Raw genomic sequence first — 16333 nt, 5'->3', positions numbered from 1 at the left:
CATGGTCCGTTCCTTCCGCGTTCCCCCCACCCGCGTCTTCCCGATCCCGGCCCCGTCGGCCGCCCCGCGCGCGGCGCGGGGGCGCGGAGGGCTGCTGGCGGGGGTCGCGGCCGCGGCGATGGCCGCGGCGCTGGCGGCGCCGCCGCCGGCCGCGGCGGGACCCAGCGGCGGGCAGGTGAAGGGCGGGCAGGCGACCATCGTCACCCGGGGCGACGTGACCGTGGTGCGCCAGGGCTCGCGCCGGCTGATCATCGACTGGACCAGCTTCGACATCGGCGCGGACGAGGCGGTGAAATTCCTCCAGCCCGGGCGCAGCTCGGTGGCGCTGAACCGGGTGCTCGACGGGCTGCCCACCCATATCCGCGGCAAGCTGACGGCCAACGGCAACGTCTGGCTGGTCAACCAGTCGGGGGTGATGTTCCACAAGGGCTCGGTGGTGGATGTGGGCGGGCTGATCGCCACCACCGCCGACATCGACGACGCCGCCTTCATGGCCGGCGGCGGCACGTTCGACAAGCCGGGCGAGCCCGGCGCGGCTGTGGTCAACGAGGGGACCATCACCTTCGCCGAGGCCGGCATGGTCGGCCTGGTCGCCCCCGAGGTCGCCAACCGCGGCGTCATCGCGGGCAAGCTCGGCAAGATCGTGGTCGCGGGGCAGGAGAGCTTCTCGGTCGACGTCTCCGGCGACGGGCTGTTCGAGATCGACCTCAAGGACGCCGCGAAGACCAAGGGCGCGCGGGCCGAGAACTCGGGCCTGCTGATCTCCGAGGGCGGGACGGTCATCATCACCGCCGCCGCCGCGCGCGACGCGGTCGAGGCGGCGGTGTCGATGGGCGGCGTGATCGAGGCCAAAAGCGCCCGCGTCGACGGCGGGACCATCGTGCTCGACGGCGGGGCGGGGGACGTGGTCGTCTCGGGCACGCTCGACGCCTCGGGCGGGGACGGGGCGCGGGGCGGGCGCGTGGACGTGACCGGCGGCACGGTGCGGCTGGCGCGGGGCGCGCGCATCGACGTCTCGGGCGGCACCGGCGGCGGAACCGCGCGGATCGGCGGCGGCGCCCATGGCGCGGGGCCCGCCCAGGGCGGGCTGCGCGCGGCCGAGGTCGTGGCGATGGAGGCGGGCGCGACCATCGACGCCGACGCCCGGATCGAGGGCGACGGCGGCGAGGTCGTGCTGTGGTCGTCCGCCGCCACCTGGATGGGCGGGCGGATCGAGGCGCGCGGCGGCGAGCTGGGCGGCGACGGCGGCTTCGCCGAGATCTCCTCGGCCGCCGCGCTGGGCTTCCACGGGATCGTGGATCTCGCGGCCCCCGCGGGCGCGCCGGGGCTGCTGCTGCTGGATCCGCGCGACGTGCGCATCGTGGCCGACGGCATGGGCGGCTCGGTCCTCACGGGGCCGATCTTCGCGGACGACGCCGCCGGACTGGATCTGACCATCGCCGCCTCCTCGCTGAGCGCGAGCGTCGCGGACGTGCGCATCGAGGCGACGCGCGACATCTCGGTGGAGGCGGCGGTCAGCAACCGCCGCTCGACCGTGGACATGACGCTGAGCGCAGGGCGCGACATCCTGCTGAGCGCCTCGCTGCAGCTGCGCGGCGACCTGACCCTGATCGCGGACGCCGACTTCGCCTCCCAGCCCGCCGACGGGACCGGGGCGATCAAGGTGCTGAACGCGCTGACGCTGGAATCGAGCTTCGGCGCGCTGTCGCTGGCCGCGCCCGGCGGCATCGACGGCGGGGCCATGGCGCTCGGCGACGTGCTGCTGCTGAAGACGAACGAGGGGCTGACCCTGCCCGAGACGGACCTCGCGGGGGGGCTCGCGCTCGACGTGCTGGGGCCGGCGATGCTGGCGGGGCTCGACGCGCACACGCTGACGGCGAACGCGCTGTCCTTCGAGGCGGCGGGCGCGGTCCACGTCGACGCGGCGGCCGAGATCACCACCCGCGGCGGCGACATCACGGCGGTCAGCGGCGGCAACGTCTTCCGGGGCGAGGTGACCCTGGACACCAGCGGCGGGGGCCTGTTCGCGCCCGCGTCGGTGTCGATCCTCTCCCAGCTCGGGCTGCGCCTCGACGGGCTCGTCGCCGACAAGGTCCGCGCGCTGTCGCCCCGCGGAAACATCGACCAGACCGGGCCGGTCTTCGTGAGCGGGGATTCGACGCTGATCGCGCGGGCGATCGACCTGTCGCTGCTCGACAACCTGTTCGGCGGGCCGGTGGCCATGCTGACCCAGGGCACGGCCGCGCTGGGCGCGGCCGGCGACGTGACGCTGTCGACGGTCTTCGCCAACCGGCTCGAGCTCGTCTCGATGGGCGAGATCCGCCAGGCGGCGGGCTCGGCGGCGGTGGTCAACTCGAGCACGACGGTCGCCACGGACGGCGGCGCGGTGCGGCTGGAGTCGCCGACCAACCGCTTCGGCGGCCGGGTCTCGGTCGACACTTCGCTGCTGGGCGCCTCGCCCGCCGACGTGGTCCTGGCCGCCACCGGCGACCTGACGCTGGGCGGCACGCGGGCCCGGGACCTGGAGGCGACGGCGACCGGGGCGCTGGCGCAGCTCGCGCCGCTGACGGTCGAGGGGGCGGCGACGCTGTCGGGCGCCGCCATCACGTTCGACATGGCCGGGAACCGCTTCGGGGGCGCGGTCTCGGCCGCGTCGGTCGGCGACGTTTCGCTGCACGCCGCGCAGGACCTGCTGCTGGGCGACGTGAGCGCGACGGGGCTGAGCCTGGTGGCCGCGGGCGACCTCGGCCAGCTCGCGGGCGCGGGCCTGGTCGCGACAGGCGCGACGGCGATCCGGAGCGCGGGCGGCGACGTCGCGCTGGGCGAGACGACGAACCTCTTCGGCGGCCCGGTCTCTGTCGACGCCCCGGGCGACGTGACGCTGGGGGCCGCGGGCGACCTGGAGATCGCGGGCGCGACCGCGGACCTGCTGCGCCTCGACGTCGCCGGGGCCCTGACCCAGAGCGGCGCGCTGCTGCTGGGCGCGGGGCTGGAGGCCGAGGCGGCCTCGGTCGATTTCTCCAACCCCGCCAACGACCTGGGCGCGCTGGCGAGCGTCTCGACGCCCGGCGCGGCCTTGCTGCGGGACGCGGGCGACCTGGTGCTGGGCGACGTGACGGCGGCCTCGCTGGAGGTGGTCGCGGCGGGCGCGGTCGGGCAGGGCGCGGGCGCGAGCCTGGACGTGGCGGGCCTGACCATGGTGCGCACCGCGGGCGGGGCGGCCACGCTCGGCGCCGCGGGCAACCGCTTCGGCGGCGCCGTCTCGGTGGACACGACCGACACGGGCGCGGCGGCGGCCGACGTGACGCTGGGCGCGACCGGCGACCTGGTGCTGGCCGGCGTGATCGCCGACCGGCTGAGCGTCGAGGCGACGGGCGCGCTGACCCAGACCGGGGCGCTGAGCCTGATCGCGGGCGGCGACCTGGCGGCCGGCAGCTTCACCCTGCTCGACCTCGCCAACGACTTCGGGGCGGAGCTGTCGCTGCAGGGCGGCGCGGCGCGGCTCGCGACCGGCGGCGGGGTACGTTTCGGCGCCTCGAGCCTCGCCTCGCTGGAGCTCTCGGCGGGGGACGACGTGGGGCAGGGCGGCGCGATCGCCGTATCCGGAACCACGCGGATCGAGACGCCGGGCGACGTGATCCTGACCGCGGCCAACGCCTTCGACGGCGCCGTCTCGATCTCGGGCGACGCGGTGGCGGTGACGGATGCCGACGCGCTGACCCTGGTCTCGGTGGAGGCGGGCTCGACGCTCGAGGCCATGGCGCTGGGCGGCGACCTGTCGATGGCGCGGGTCCGCGTGGGCGGCGGAGCGGGCGCGCTGACCGGCGGCGCGGACGGAGGGTCGATCTTCCTCGCCTCGGTCCTCGCGGGCGACACGGTGCTGGGCGGCGCGACGGGCGCCGCGGCGCAGGACGTCACGGTCGAGGCGGCCTCGCTGGGGTCGCTGAACGTTGCGGCCTCGGGCGGCGGCGCGCTGAACGGCGTGCGGCTGGCGGAGGTGGTGCTGGCGGGCGACCTGGGCGTCGCGGGCGCGCCGAACCTGACGCTGGACGGCGTGGCGCTGGCGACCGACGCGGGCTTCGATCCGGGCGACGTGACCGGCGTGCTGACCCTGCACCGGGTGCGCGCGGCGGGCGACCTGACGGCGAGCGTCGCGGGCGACATCCGCCTGGGGCTGGTCGAGCTGACGGCCGGCGCGAAGGGCGCGGGCGACCTGTCGCTGACCTCCACGGGCGGGAGCATCCTGAAGCTCGCCGACGCCGCCATCGACTTCGGCGCGGCGGCGGCCGGCGGGGGCGAGGTCACGATCCTGCTGCCCGACGGCTCGCAGACCACGGTCGCCTCGGTGGCGCTCGCGCCCTATGCGGACCTCCTGGCGACGGCGGGCGACCTGAAGCTGGCGGCGGCGGGAGACCTGCTGCTGCCCCAGGCCGAGGCCGGGACCAGCGCGCGGGCGGCCGCGTCCGGCCTGCGCGTGCGGGTCGGCGGCGCGGCGGACCTCGCGGCGGGGGGCGGCCTGGCGCTGTCGCATGCGGGCGACCTGACGCTGGCGGCGCTCGCGGTCGGGGGCGACGCGGCGATCCAGGTTCTGGCCGACGGCGACGCGGGCGGGCTGGGCCAGAGCGGCGCGGCCTCGGTCGCGGGCACGCTGACGCTGGACGTCGCGGGCGACGCGACGCTGGATCGGGCGGACAACGCGCTGGGCGCGCTCTCGGGCCGGATCGGCGGCGCGCTGGCGGCGCGGGACGCGGACGGCTTCGCGGTCGCGGACCTTCGCGCGGCCTCGCTCTCGGTCGCCGGGCAGGCGGGCGACGTGACTCTGCGCGACGTGGCGACGGCCGGAGACCTGACCGTGGAGGCCGGGAGAGTCTCGGCCCGCCGCATCGCCTCGGGCGCGGAGGTGGCGCTGACGGCGACGCTGGGCGCCGCGCAGGCGCAGGACGTGCAGGCCGCGGGCGCGCTGGCGATGCAGTCGGCGGGCGACCTGACGCTGGCGCGGGTCTCGGCGGCCTCGCTCGATCTCGTCTCCGGCGGGGCGCTGAGCCTGCGGGACGGGGCGGCGGGCGATCTGCTGGCCCTCTCGGACGGCGACGCGACGCTGGCGAACCTGCGGCTGGGAACGGCGCAGGTCGAGGCGGAGGGCGCGATCTCGGCGCTCGGCATCGCGGCGGACGCGCTGTCGCTCGACGCGGTCGGGGCGATCGCGCTGGGCGGGGTGAGCGCGACGGGCGACCTCTCGGCCGTCTCGCTCGACCGGATCGCGACGGTGGACGACGCGCCGGCGGAGCTCTCGGCCGTCACGATCGCGGGCGTGCGCGGCGCGACCGTGGGGGTCGAGACGCAGGCGCGGCTGGGCGATGCGACGCCCGGGCGGCAGCAGCTGAGCCTCGCGGCCGGCCCGGACCTGGCGCTGGGCGCGCAGGCGACGACCGACATGGTGGGCGTGGGCGGCGAGGCGGTCTTCGCCGCGGCGAACGGCATCGACCTGCGGGGCGAGGACGCCCCCGCGGGCGGGCTTCAGAACCGCTTCGACGGCACGCTGATGCTGACTTCCGGCGGCTCGGCGCGGGTGGAGGCGGCGGGCGGCCTGACCTTCGGCGCGACCACGGTGCTGGGCGATCTCTTCGCGCGATCGAACGCCGACGGGGCGGACCTGGCGGGCGGCGCGGGCATCGACCAGCGCGGCGCGCTGCAGGTGCAGGGGCTGGCGCGCTTCGTGACCGGTTCGGGCGACGCGCCCGCGGGCGCGGAACTGGGCGACGTGACGCTGGACCTCGCGGGCAACGGCTTCGCCACGCTCGAGGTCGTGGCGCGCGACGCGACGCTGCGCGACGCCGACGGGTTCGCGCTGGCGAACACGACCCTCTCGGGCCGCCTGACGGTGGGCGGCGGCGGCGTGGCGCAGGCGGGGGACGTGACCCTCTCGGCCGTCTCGGCCGACGGCGGGGCCTTCGTGCTGGCCGCGGGCGACGTCGACGGCGTGGACGTGGCGCTGCGGGCGGACTCCGGCTTCGCCTCTCGGACGGGCGCGGTGTCGCTGGCCGACGTCGCCTCGACCGCGCGGGTGGAGGCGACGGCCGCCACGGACCTGGCGGTGAGCGACTCCTTCATGGCCGCGCTCGCGGCGCAGGCCGGGGGGAACCTGGCGCTCGACGCGGTGCGCGCGCGCTCGGTCGCGGCGACGGCGGGGGGGGCGCTCTCCGCCACCGGCGGCGCCTTCGACGCGGCGACGCTGGCGGCGGACAAGGCCCTGTCGATCGCCGGCGGCGCCCATGGCGACGTGGCGGCGACGGCGGGCGGCGCGGCCTCGGTCTCGGGCGGCACCTTCGCCTCGCTGGACCTGACCAGCGGGGGCGACGCGGCGCTGGGGCTGGTCTCGGCGCAGGATCTCTCGGTCGAGGCGGGCGGAAACGGCCTGCTGGACGAGGTCGCGGCCCGCACCGCGCAGGTCTCCGTCGCGGGGGACCTGGGCGTGATGGGCGGCGCCCTGCGCACGGCCTCGCTGGTCGCGGGCGGGTCGCTGAGCCTGATCGTGGGCGTGCATGGCGACGTGACGGCGCAGGCCGCGACCTCGGCCGAGGTCGTGGGCGCAGGCTTCGCCTCGCTGGGCCTGACCGCGGGCGGGGACGCCTCCCTGTCGCGGGTCACGTCGACCGACCTGTCGGTGGACGCGGGCGGCAACGCGCGCCTCGTCGAGGTGCAGACGAACACGCTCGTGGCCCTGGCCGGCACGGACCTGTCGACGACCGGCGGCGCCTTCGGCACGGCCGCGCTGACGGCGGGCGGCGCGCTCGTCCTGCAGGGCGGCGCGCATGGCGACGTGACCGCGGCGGCGGGTTCGTCGGCGAGCGTCGCCGATGCGCGGTTCGCCTCGCTGGACCTGGCCGCGGGCGTCGACGCGGCGGGCGACGCGGCGCTGGAGGACGTGACCGCGCAGACCGCGACGGTCGCGGCCGGGCGCGCGCTGAGCCTGACCGGCGGGGCGCTGCAGACCGCCTCGCTGACCTCCCTCGGCGCGATGAGCGTCGCGGGCGGGAGCCACGGGACCGTGGCCGCGACCGCGGGCGCTTCGGCCGACCTTCGCGACGCGAACTTCGGCTCGCTGGACCTGACCGCGGGCGCCGGCGTCGCGCTGCTGCGGGTCGCGGCGGAGGATCTCGCGGTCGCCGGCGCCGCCTCGGGCGCGCTGGAGGACGTGTCGGCGCTGGACGCGACGGTCGAGGTCGTGGGCGACCTGGGCGTGATCGGCGGCGCGCTGGAGATGGCCTCGCTGTCCGCGGGCGGGGATTTCAGCCTTTCGGGCGGCATGCATGGCGTCGTGACCGCGCGGTCCGGCGGGGCGGCGAGCCTCGCGGACGCGGATTTCGCCGCGCTGGACCTGACGGCGGGGACCGACGCGGCGCTGGCGCGGATCGGGGCCGGGGACCTGGCGGTCCTGGCCGGCGGAAACGCCGGGCTCGACGCGGTGACGGCGGCGCGGGCCTCGGTCGAGGCCGGGGGCGACCTCGACCTCACGGGCGGGGCGCTGGAGGCGGCGACGCTCGTCTCGGGCGGAGCCTTCCGACTGGCCGGGGGCACGCACGGCGACGTGACGGCGCGAGCGGGGACCACGGCGGCGCTGACCGACGCGGCCTTCGGCTCGCTGGACCTCGTCGCCGGCGGGAACGCCGCGCTGACGCGGCTGACCGCGCGGGCGCTGACCGCGGCGGGCAGCGCGGACGTGGCGCTGACGGCGGTCGAGGCGACGGACGCCGCCGTCTCGGCGGATGGCGACCTGGGCCTCGCGGGCGGCGCCCTGCAGACCGCCTCGCTGACCGCGGGCGGCGGGCTGAGCATCGAGGGCGGCGCCCATGGCGACGTCACCGCGCGCGCGGGGCAGGGCGCCTCGGTCGCGGGGACCGCCTTCGCCTCGCTGGCGCTGGAGGCCGGCGGCGCGGCCTCGCTGGAGACGGTGACGGTCGCCGGCGCGTTGGGGCTGGTCGCGGGCGGCGACGCGGCGCTGAGCGGCGTGACGGCGGACACGCTCGACGCGGACGCGAGCGGCGCGATGAGCTGGACCGACGTCGGCGCACGGATCGCCGGCGGGCGGGCGGGGGGCGACTTCGCCCTCCTGCGGGTCGCCGCGGACGAGGCGACGCTCTCGGGCGACGCGGCGAGCGTCGACGCCTCGGACTTCGGGACGCTGGCGCTCGCGGCTCTCCGCGCCGCGCGGCTGACGGACGTGACGATGGACGCGGGCGCGGTCGACGCCGGCGGCGACGCGGACCTGACGCGGATCGAGGCGGGAACGCTCGACGTGGACGCGGGCGGCGGGATCTCGCTGCGCGAGGTGGCGGCGGGTTCGCTGGACGCGCGCGCGGGCCTCGCGATGAGCTGGACCTCGGTCTCCGTCGACGGCGCGGCGGTGGGCGTGGCCCGAGGCGGCGGCGCGGTCCTGAGCGAGGTCGAGGCGCAGACGGCCGAGATCTCGGCCCGCGGCGACGTCAGCGTGACCGACGCGAGCTTCGAACGCTTCGACCTGATCGCGCTGGGCGACGCGCTGCTGACGAACGTGGCGGCCGGCGATCTGGCGGTCGCGGCCGGCGTGGACTTCGGCGGCGGAGAGGGGCGGCGCACGGCCTCGGTCTCGGAAGGCGAGGGGATCGGCGAGGGCTCGGCGATCCTCGCGAACGTGACCTCGGCCGACGCGACGCTGAGCGCGACGGCGGACGTGATCGCGACGGACTCGGAGCTGACGCGCGTCTCGGCGCTGGCCGGGCGCGACGGGATCTTCGCCCGCGTGCGCGGCGACGCGCTGGACCTGACCGCCGGGCGCGACCTGAGCTGGACGGACCTGAGCTTCGCCACAGCCGCGGGCGTCGCGACGACGGGCGACGCGCAGCTGAGCCGCGTCTCGCTGGGCGCGGCGAGCGTGACGGCGGGGCGCGACCTGGGCGTCGCGGACTCGCGCTTCACCTCCCTCGCGGCCGAGGCCGGGCGGAGCGCCGCCCTCGCCCGCAGCGCGGGCGCGAGCCTCGACGTGGCGGCCCTGGGCGACCTGACGGTCCGCGACGTGGAGGCGGGCGAGCTCGCGCTCGACGCCGGCGGCGCGATGACGGCGCTGCGGGTGGCGGCGCAGAGCGGCGCGCTCACGGCCGGCGGGGCGCTGAGCGCGACCGACCTCTCGGGCGGGCAGGGCGTGCTCTCCTCCGGCGCGGCGACGACGCTGACGCGGGTTGCGCTGGATCAGCTGGAGGCGACGTCGGGCGGCGCGATGACCGTCGCCGACCTCACCCACGGCCGGGCCGTGCTCGACGCCGGCGGCGGGCTGAGCGTGGCGCGCGCCGAGGGCGACGTGCTGCTCGCGACCGCCGGGGGCGCGGCGACGCTGACCGACCTCTCGGCCATGCGCATCGAGGCGGCCGCCGATGGCGACCTGACCGGCACGCGCCTGTGGACCGAGAAGGCGATGACCCTCTCGGGCAAGGGCGTCACGCTGCTGGACCTCGCCGCGGGCGGCGACGTGAGCGTCGCGGCCCGCGCGGGGCTGGACGTGCGCAAGCTGGCGGGCGGCGGCGACGCGACGCTGAGCGCGGGCGACGCCGCGACCCTGACCCAGGTCGCCGCGGCAGGGCTGCTGCGCGCGAGCGCGGACCTCGACGGTTCCGCCGACGCGCCGGCGCTGAAGCTGCGCACGGTCGAGGCGGGCCGGCTCGTGGCGGACGCGGGCGGCCAGATCGACCTCGACGGCGTGGCGACCGGGGCCGACGCCAGCCTGCGCGCGCGCAGCGGCGACCTGCTGCTGGGCTCGCTCTCGGTGGGCGGCGCGCTGACGGCGCAGGCGAACGGCGGCTCGATCCGCACCAAGGTGGGGGCGGCCTCGACCGCGGGCTGGTCGGTCGCGGGCGCCTCCGGTCCCGCCTCTCCTGCAAGCCCCACGGGCCTGCCGAGCGGCGAAACCGGGGAGAGCCTGGGCGCCCCGCTCGAGGTCTCGATCGCGGCGGGCGCGGCCGAGGTCGCCGCGCGCGCCTACTCCGACCTTCTGCGGGTCGAGGGCGACGCGGTCTTCGACGCCGCCGGATCGGTCCTGCTGCCGGGCGAATTCAACGGGCGGAACAACGACTTCCGCGGCGGCGTTACGGTCAGCCGGGCGCGTCACGCGGCCATCTCTGACCGCAACGACCTGCGCATCGGCGCGGCCGAGACGACGCTGCCCGACGGCGGCACGGCGCAGGGCGGCCTCTACAACCGCGTGGACGGGGAGCGGCTGGCGACGATCCACATCGAGGCCGGCGGCGACGTGACCGACGCGGCCGGGGCGAAGATCCGCACCGCCGGCGATGCCTGGGTGGTCGCGGGCCGCGACGTGCGGCTGAACTCCGGCCGGCACGACTTCGGCGGCGCCTTCGCGGCGCGCGCCGGCGACGTCGAGGTGGCGGTGCGCGGCGACCTGCGGCTGGGGCCGATCCAGGCCTCGGGCACGCTGATGGCGCTGGCCGGAAGCTCGGGCGACTACGCCTCGATCACGCAGACGACCTCGGCGCGGGTGACCAAGCTGGGGATGGAGAACGGGCGCGCGGCCGACGGAATGATCGACCTCTCCGGCCCGATCCGGGTGAACGGCGACGCCGACTTCGCCACCGGCGCCGATCCCCATGCGCCGGCCTCCGACCAGGGGGCGGACCTGACGCTGGACGCCGGGACCAACGTCTTCGGGGGCGACGTCGCGATCCGCCGGATCTTCGGCGACGTGACCCTGATCGAGGAATCCGCGCCCGGCGCCCTGCGCGTCGACGCCCATGACGCCGGCTGGCTGCGCTTCGCCGAGTTCGACGCGGGCGGCGACGTGCTGATCCGCACCTCCGACAACGTGCTGTTCATGGGCCGCACCACCGGCCTGACCGACGACATGGACCCCGACGGGCCGCTGCTGCCGCCGAGCGCCGCCTCGGCCGACGCGTGGATCGAGCAGGGCGGGAAGGGCGTGAAGCGCGCCGACCTGCGCCTGTTCATCCGCGACGGCACGGTCTTCGCCATCGACACGACCGCGGGGGGCGCCGACGGGCAGGGCGGCCAGGTGCGCTTCGACCGCCCCATCGACGGCGCCAACGCCCTGTCGAGCGCGCGCGAGCCCGACGCCGCCGCCGGGCGCGACGGCGCGGGGGCGCTGGAGATCGATGCCGGGCCCGGCGGCGACGTGCGCTTCCGCGACTACGTGGGCGCCGCCAACCCGATCGGCGCGGTCACGATCGTGGATGCGCGCAACGTCAGCCTGGGTCACACCTTCGCCCAGCGCGACGCGCGCCCCGACGACGATCCCGACCGCTTCCTGCTGCGCGGCAAGGGCCAGTCGGTGGACATCTTCACCTCCGGTCCCATCGTCATCGACGCCCGCGGCGCGGTCGAGATCTACATGCCCGCCGGCCTGCTCGAGGAATACGAGACCAACGACGACTACTTCGGCCTCAACACCCCCGGCCTGACCTACGGCGAGAACATCGAGCCCGACAGCCTGAGCCTGTTCGGCTACATCGGCGACAGCGGCCAGAAGGCCGCCGGCCTCTACCCGGTGGGGCCGAAGGGCGTGGACTACCTGCTGAACGGCTGCGTGATCGGCGACGTGCAGGACTGCACCGGCGTCAGCCCGCCGCGCATCCTCAACATCGTCACGGTCGACCAGCCGGAGATCCTGAACGTCGAGGAGGAAGACCTCCTCGAACTGTTCGTCTCCTACGGCAACGAGGAGCTCTGGGGCGTGCCTGACGGATATTTCGACGACTCCGACCTCGCCCGCGCGCGCGCCGAGGCCAATCGCCAGGCCGCGGGCGACGACGACGAGGACGACGAGGAGGAGGAGGACCAGGCCGCGGCCCAGGGCGGCGTCCAGGTCGGAGGGACGGACCGATGAGGCGGATCATCTCCCGCTGGCTGCTGGCCGGGGCGGCTGCGGCGCTCGCGGCCTGCGCGGGCTCGGTCCCACCGGGCACGTTCTCGCTCGCCTCGCGCGAGGACGCGCCGGAGCTGTGCGGCCGGGTCGACCAGATCCTGCTGCGCGGCCAGCGCAACAGCTTCGGCCTGAACTTCCGCGCCGCGGAGGACGCGTTCTCGGAGCTGCTGTCGGTCTACGAGATCGAGAACGTGACGGCCAACTGCCCGACCGCCCCCAGCCGGGCGTTCGTGCTGATGAACCAGGCGCTTGCGCACTCGTCTCAAGAGCGGTTCGTAACCGCCGACGGCCTGTTCGACCGGGCCGAGGCGCTGCTGGACGGGGTCGAGGCGGGGCGCGCGGACGCCGAGCGCGACCGCGCCCTGCTGGTCGCCTACCGCGCGCAGGACCAGCTCAACCGCTCGATCCTCGAGGGCGCGCGCGCCTTCGTGGACCAGGCCTCGGCGAGCCTGACCGACACGGTTCAGTTCGGGCTGAACGCGCCGGCCGCGCGCTCCTCCGGCTCCGGCCAGATCACCGGGGGCGCGCTGATCGAGACCTCGGGCGAGGAGCAGCTCGCCCTGATCGAGGAGGCCTCGAACAACCACACGCTCAGCCACGTGCGGCTGCTGGAGGGCGACGACGCAGGCGCCGAGCAGGCGATCAACCGCGCCCTCGACGTGATCGCGCTGGCCCCGCGGGCGGCTGCGGCCTACCGGCCGCGGTTCCTGTCCCAGCGCGCGCTGATCGAGCTGGAGCAGGGCGACTACGAGGACGCCCGGCGCGACGCGCACGAAGCCGCGGAGACCTTCGGCGCGCTGATGCCCGACACCCCGCTCGAGGCCCGCGCGCGCCTGCGCGAGGGGCGGGCGCTGGTGGCGCTGGGACGCAAGGACGAGGCCATGGAGGTCTTCGAGCGCGGCTTCCTCGTCTACGAGGAGAACCCGGTGGTGGTGGACTACGGCTCGCTGTGGCCGTTCTTCCAGCTCGGTCTCAGCATCGTCTCGGAACAGCCTGAACGACAAACGGAAATGGGCGCGCGCATCTTCCGCGCCGCGCAGATCGTGCGCCAGTCGATCACCGCGCAGACCGTCTCCGGCGCCGCTGCGCTGCTGGGCGAGGGCGACAACGACAAGGCCCGCGCGGTGCGCGCCTGGCGCGATGCGAACGAGCGCTATGCGACCCTCAAGGCGCTGCAGGTGCTCCAGCTTCGCGATCCGCTGAGCCAGCCCGATCAGGCCAGGGCGCTCGCCGAGGCGGTGTCCCAGGCGCAGACGGAGGTCGAGCGGCTGCGCGCCGCCCGCGACCGCATCGCGCCCGAGTACCAGTCCGCGATCTCGAGCCCCGTGTCGCTGGAGCAGCTCCAGTCGGTGCTCCAGGAAGGCGAGGCGCTGGTGCAGGTGCTGGTGGGCTGGCCGCGCAGCTTCCTGCTGATCATCTCGCGCGACGAGGTCACCTATGGCGCGCTGCCGGTGACAGACAGCCAGATCAACGTGTTGGTCGGCGTTCTTCGCAGAGGGGTCGAGACGGACCGCGAGGGCAGGGTGCCCGCCTACCGCGCCGACGTGGCCTTCCAGGTGTTCAACCTGCTGTTCCCGGGCTACCGCGACGCGCTGATGAAGCACGACCGGCTGATCTTCTCGACCTCCGGCGCGCTGCAGAGCCTGCCGCTGGAGCTGCTGGTGACGTCGTCGCCGGGCACGGCCTGGCAGTCGGGCGACTACACGCAGGTGCCGTTCCTTGGCGCGCAGCGGGCCGTGAGCTACGTGCCGAGCCCGCGCAACCTGGTGGACATCCGCGCGCGGGCCGGAACCTCGAACGCCTCGGGCGCGGTCGCGTCCTTCGCCGACTTCAGAGCGGGCGTGAACCCTCAGAAAGTGCTCGATGTTTCCAGCCTGCCGCAGACCTGCCTGCGGCTCGCCCAGGCGGTCGACCGGGTGGGCGAGCTGCCGGGCACCGCGCGCGAGGCGGAGGTGATCCGCGAGATCTTCGGCGACCAGGCGCTGCTCGCCACCGGGGCGGAGTTCAACGAGGACGCGGTGAAGCGGGAGGCGGCCGACGGCACGCTCGCCGACTACCGGGTGCTGCATTTCGCGACCCACGGCATCCTGTGGCCGACGCCGGACTGCTTCACCGATCCCGCGCTGACCGTGACCGCCACGACCTCGGAGGACAGCGACGGGCTGCTGACCGCCTCCGAGATCCGGTTGATGAACTTCGACGCGCAACTGGTTGTTCTGTCGGCCTGCAACACGGCCTCGGGCTACCTGACCACGGCCTCGAACTCGATCTACGGCGCGCGTCGCCAGGTGGGCCTGTCGGGGGCGGGGGGCGAGAGCCTGTCGGGCCTCGCGCGGGCCTTCTTCGCCGCCGGCGCGCGCGCGGTGCTCGCCACCCACTGGCCGGTGGCGGACAAGGAGACGACCTTGCTGATGGAGCGGTTCTTCCGGCTGCTGAAGGACGACGGCCTCGACTTCGCCGACGCGCTCCAGCAGGCGCAGGAGGAGCTGCGCCGCAATCCCGCGACCTCGCATCCGGTGTTCTGGGGACCGTTCGTCCTGATCGGCGACGCGTCGGCCTCGCTCTGAGGCCGCGCGCGGCGCCGGAAGGGGGGATCAGGAGGGCGAGGGGCGCAGGCGGACGCGGCCGTCCGCGCGCATGTCCGTTCTTCGTATAATCAATATTATGTAAAATATCTGGATGGAGAAACGCGGGGCGACGTTGCAACGCCGCCCCGCAAGTCCCTCAGCCGAAGAGGAAATCGTGGTGGTCGAAGGCGTCGGCGTCCTTCACGTCCTCGAACACCACCGTCGTGCCGGCCTTGAGCTTCAGCACCACGTCGCCCTTCTTCTCCTTGAACTTCAGGTCGTCGAACTCCGACGCGCCCCAGGTCAGCCAGACCTGGTCCACGCCATGCTGGAAGTCCGCGATCGCGAGCTTGGTCTTCTTCTCGACCAGGAACGTGTCCGAACCCTCGCCGCCCATCGCCCAGTCCTTGCCCGAGCCGCCGTCGAGCAAATCGTCGCCGTCGCCGCCGAAGAGCTCGTCCTTGCCTCGGCCGCCGCGCAGCACGTCGTCGTCGTCGCCGCCGTAAAGGTCGTCCTTGCCGTTGTTGCCGAACAGGCTGTCGTCGCCCTCATGGCCCCACAGCTTGTCCTTGCCGTTCCCGCCGCGCATCACGTCGTCGTTGTTGCCGCCGTGCTCGCGGTCCTTGCCGTTGCCGTAGTCGGCGATCACCGGATCGTCGAGCACCACGCCCGTGGTCGTCCCCGAGGGATCGAGCCGCTGGGCGAGGATCTCGTAGTCCGGGCCGCTCTCGTAGGCGACGATCAGGTCGTCGTCGGTCAGCAGCGCCACGTCCGCGCGGCCCTGGTGACCATCGGGATCCTGGTTGACCACGAAGGGATCGCCCTCGGACAGGCAGTCGGCGTCGAACTTCTGGGCCATCACCTCGTAGCCCGCGGGATCGGCGTAGTCGCCGCCCAGGTAGACCACCAGGAAGCCGCCGTCGGCGGTCGGCGAGATCGAGCGCGCCTCCAGCGTCTCGTCCACGGTCGAGACCAGCGGCGCGGCCACGGTGCCGTCCGCATCCACCTTCCAGATCGAGAGCTCGGAGCTGTCGCCCGTGCGCACGACCTCGACCACCACCGCGCCGCCGTCCGCGGTCGCGGCGAAGAGGAACGAGCCGGGATTGGGCAGATCGTCGACGATCACGGTCGAGGACAGCAGGTTCCCGTCCGCGTCCAGCCGGTGCAGCGTCAGGTCGCGCGACCAGCTCATGTCCGGCAGGCGCGAGCCCACCGTGTTGCGCAGGAACAGGATGTCGCCGTTCGAGGCCGTCGTCGCCTGCCACGCGCCCCCGACCAGCGAGTTGCGGCCCATCCCCTCGTCCTCGTAGTCCTTCGAGAGCGTGCCGTTCGTCTCCACCACGCTGACGCGGGTGCTGTCGTCGGTGAAGTCGGAATGGATCACGACGATCTCGCCGGTGGGCGCGGCGCTGAGGCCGATCACGCCGCCGAAGTCGCTGTAGCCCAGCTCCACCGCATCGCCGTCGCGGGTCCCGTCCGCGTCGAAGCGCTGGAGCATGGGAACCTGCGGGCTCCCCACGAGCGGGCTCGCGAGCCACAGCACCGCGAAGCCGGTGGGCGTGGCGATGATCTCCTGCGGCAGGTGCGAGCCGGTGGTGTCGAGCGCCACGTGGAAGGCCGGGCCCGCGGGCTGGCCGTCGGCGTCGTAGATCCGCACCGCCGCGCCGGCGCCCCCGTCAGGGTCGGTCGCCGCGTCGAAGGTGGTCTGGTAGAGCACCGCGAACCCGCCGCCCGGCAGTCCGAGGACCGCAGGCGAATAGCTGGTGGAGGACTGGGTGATCTCGATCGGCGCGCCGTCGAGGCTTGGCACGGTCATTCAGTTTCTCCTTGCAAGCCGTTG

3 protein-coding genes are annotated in these 16333 nt (G+C 75.2%); 2 read left to right on the top strand and 1 reads right to left on the bottom strand.

Annotation, left to right across the window (positions count from 1 at the left end):
• Position 1: 1 nt before the first annotated feature.
• On the top strand, positions 2–11887 hold the full coding sequence (locus P2H44_RS11140) for a two-partner secretion domain-containing protein (protein WP_275763596.1): 11886 nt from the start codon (positions 2–4) through the stop codon (positions 11885–11887).
• Positions 11884–14493 (top strand): CHAT domain-containing protein, encoded by a 2610-nt coding sequence (locus tag P2H44_RS11135; RefSeq protein ID WP_275763595.1) that lies wholly within the window; start codon positions 11884–11886, stop codon positions 14491–14493. Before P2H44_RS11140 ends, P2H44_RS11135 begins: the two co-directional genes overlap by 4 nt.
• Before the next feature lie 157 nt (positions 14494–14650).
• On the opposite strand, the gene P2H44_RS11130 is transcribed toward P2H44_RS11135, so the two are convergent.
• Positions 14651–16309, bottom strand: coding sequence for a hypothetical protein (locus P2H44_RS11130; RefSeq protein ID WP_275763594.1), 1659 nt, complete (start codon positions 16307–16309; stop codon positions 14651–14653).
• Positions 16310–16333: the final 24 nt, after the last annotated feature.

The organism is Albimonas marina (assembly GCF_029223255.1).
GTDB lineage: Bacteria > Pseudomonadota > Alphaproteobacteria > Rhodobacterales > Rhodobacteraceae > Albimonas.
Note: the sequence above shows the minus strand (reverse complement) of the source record. Positions and strands in the feature narration are given on the sequence as shown.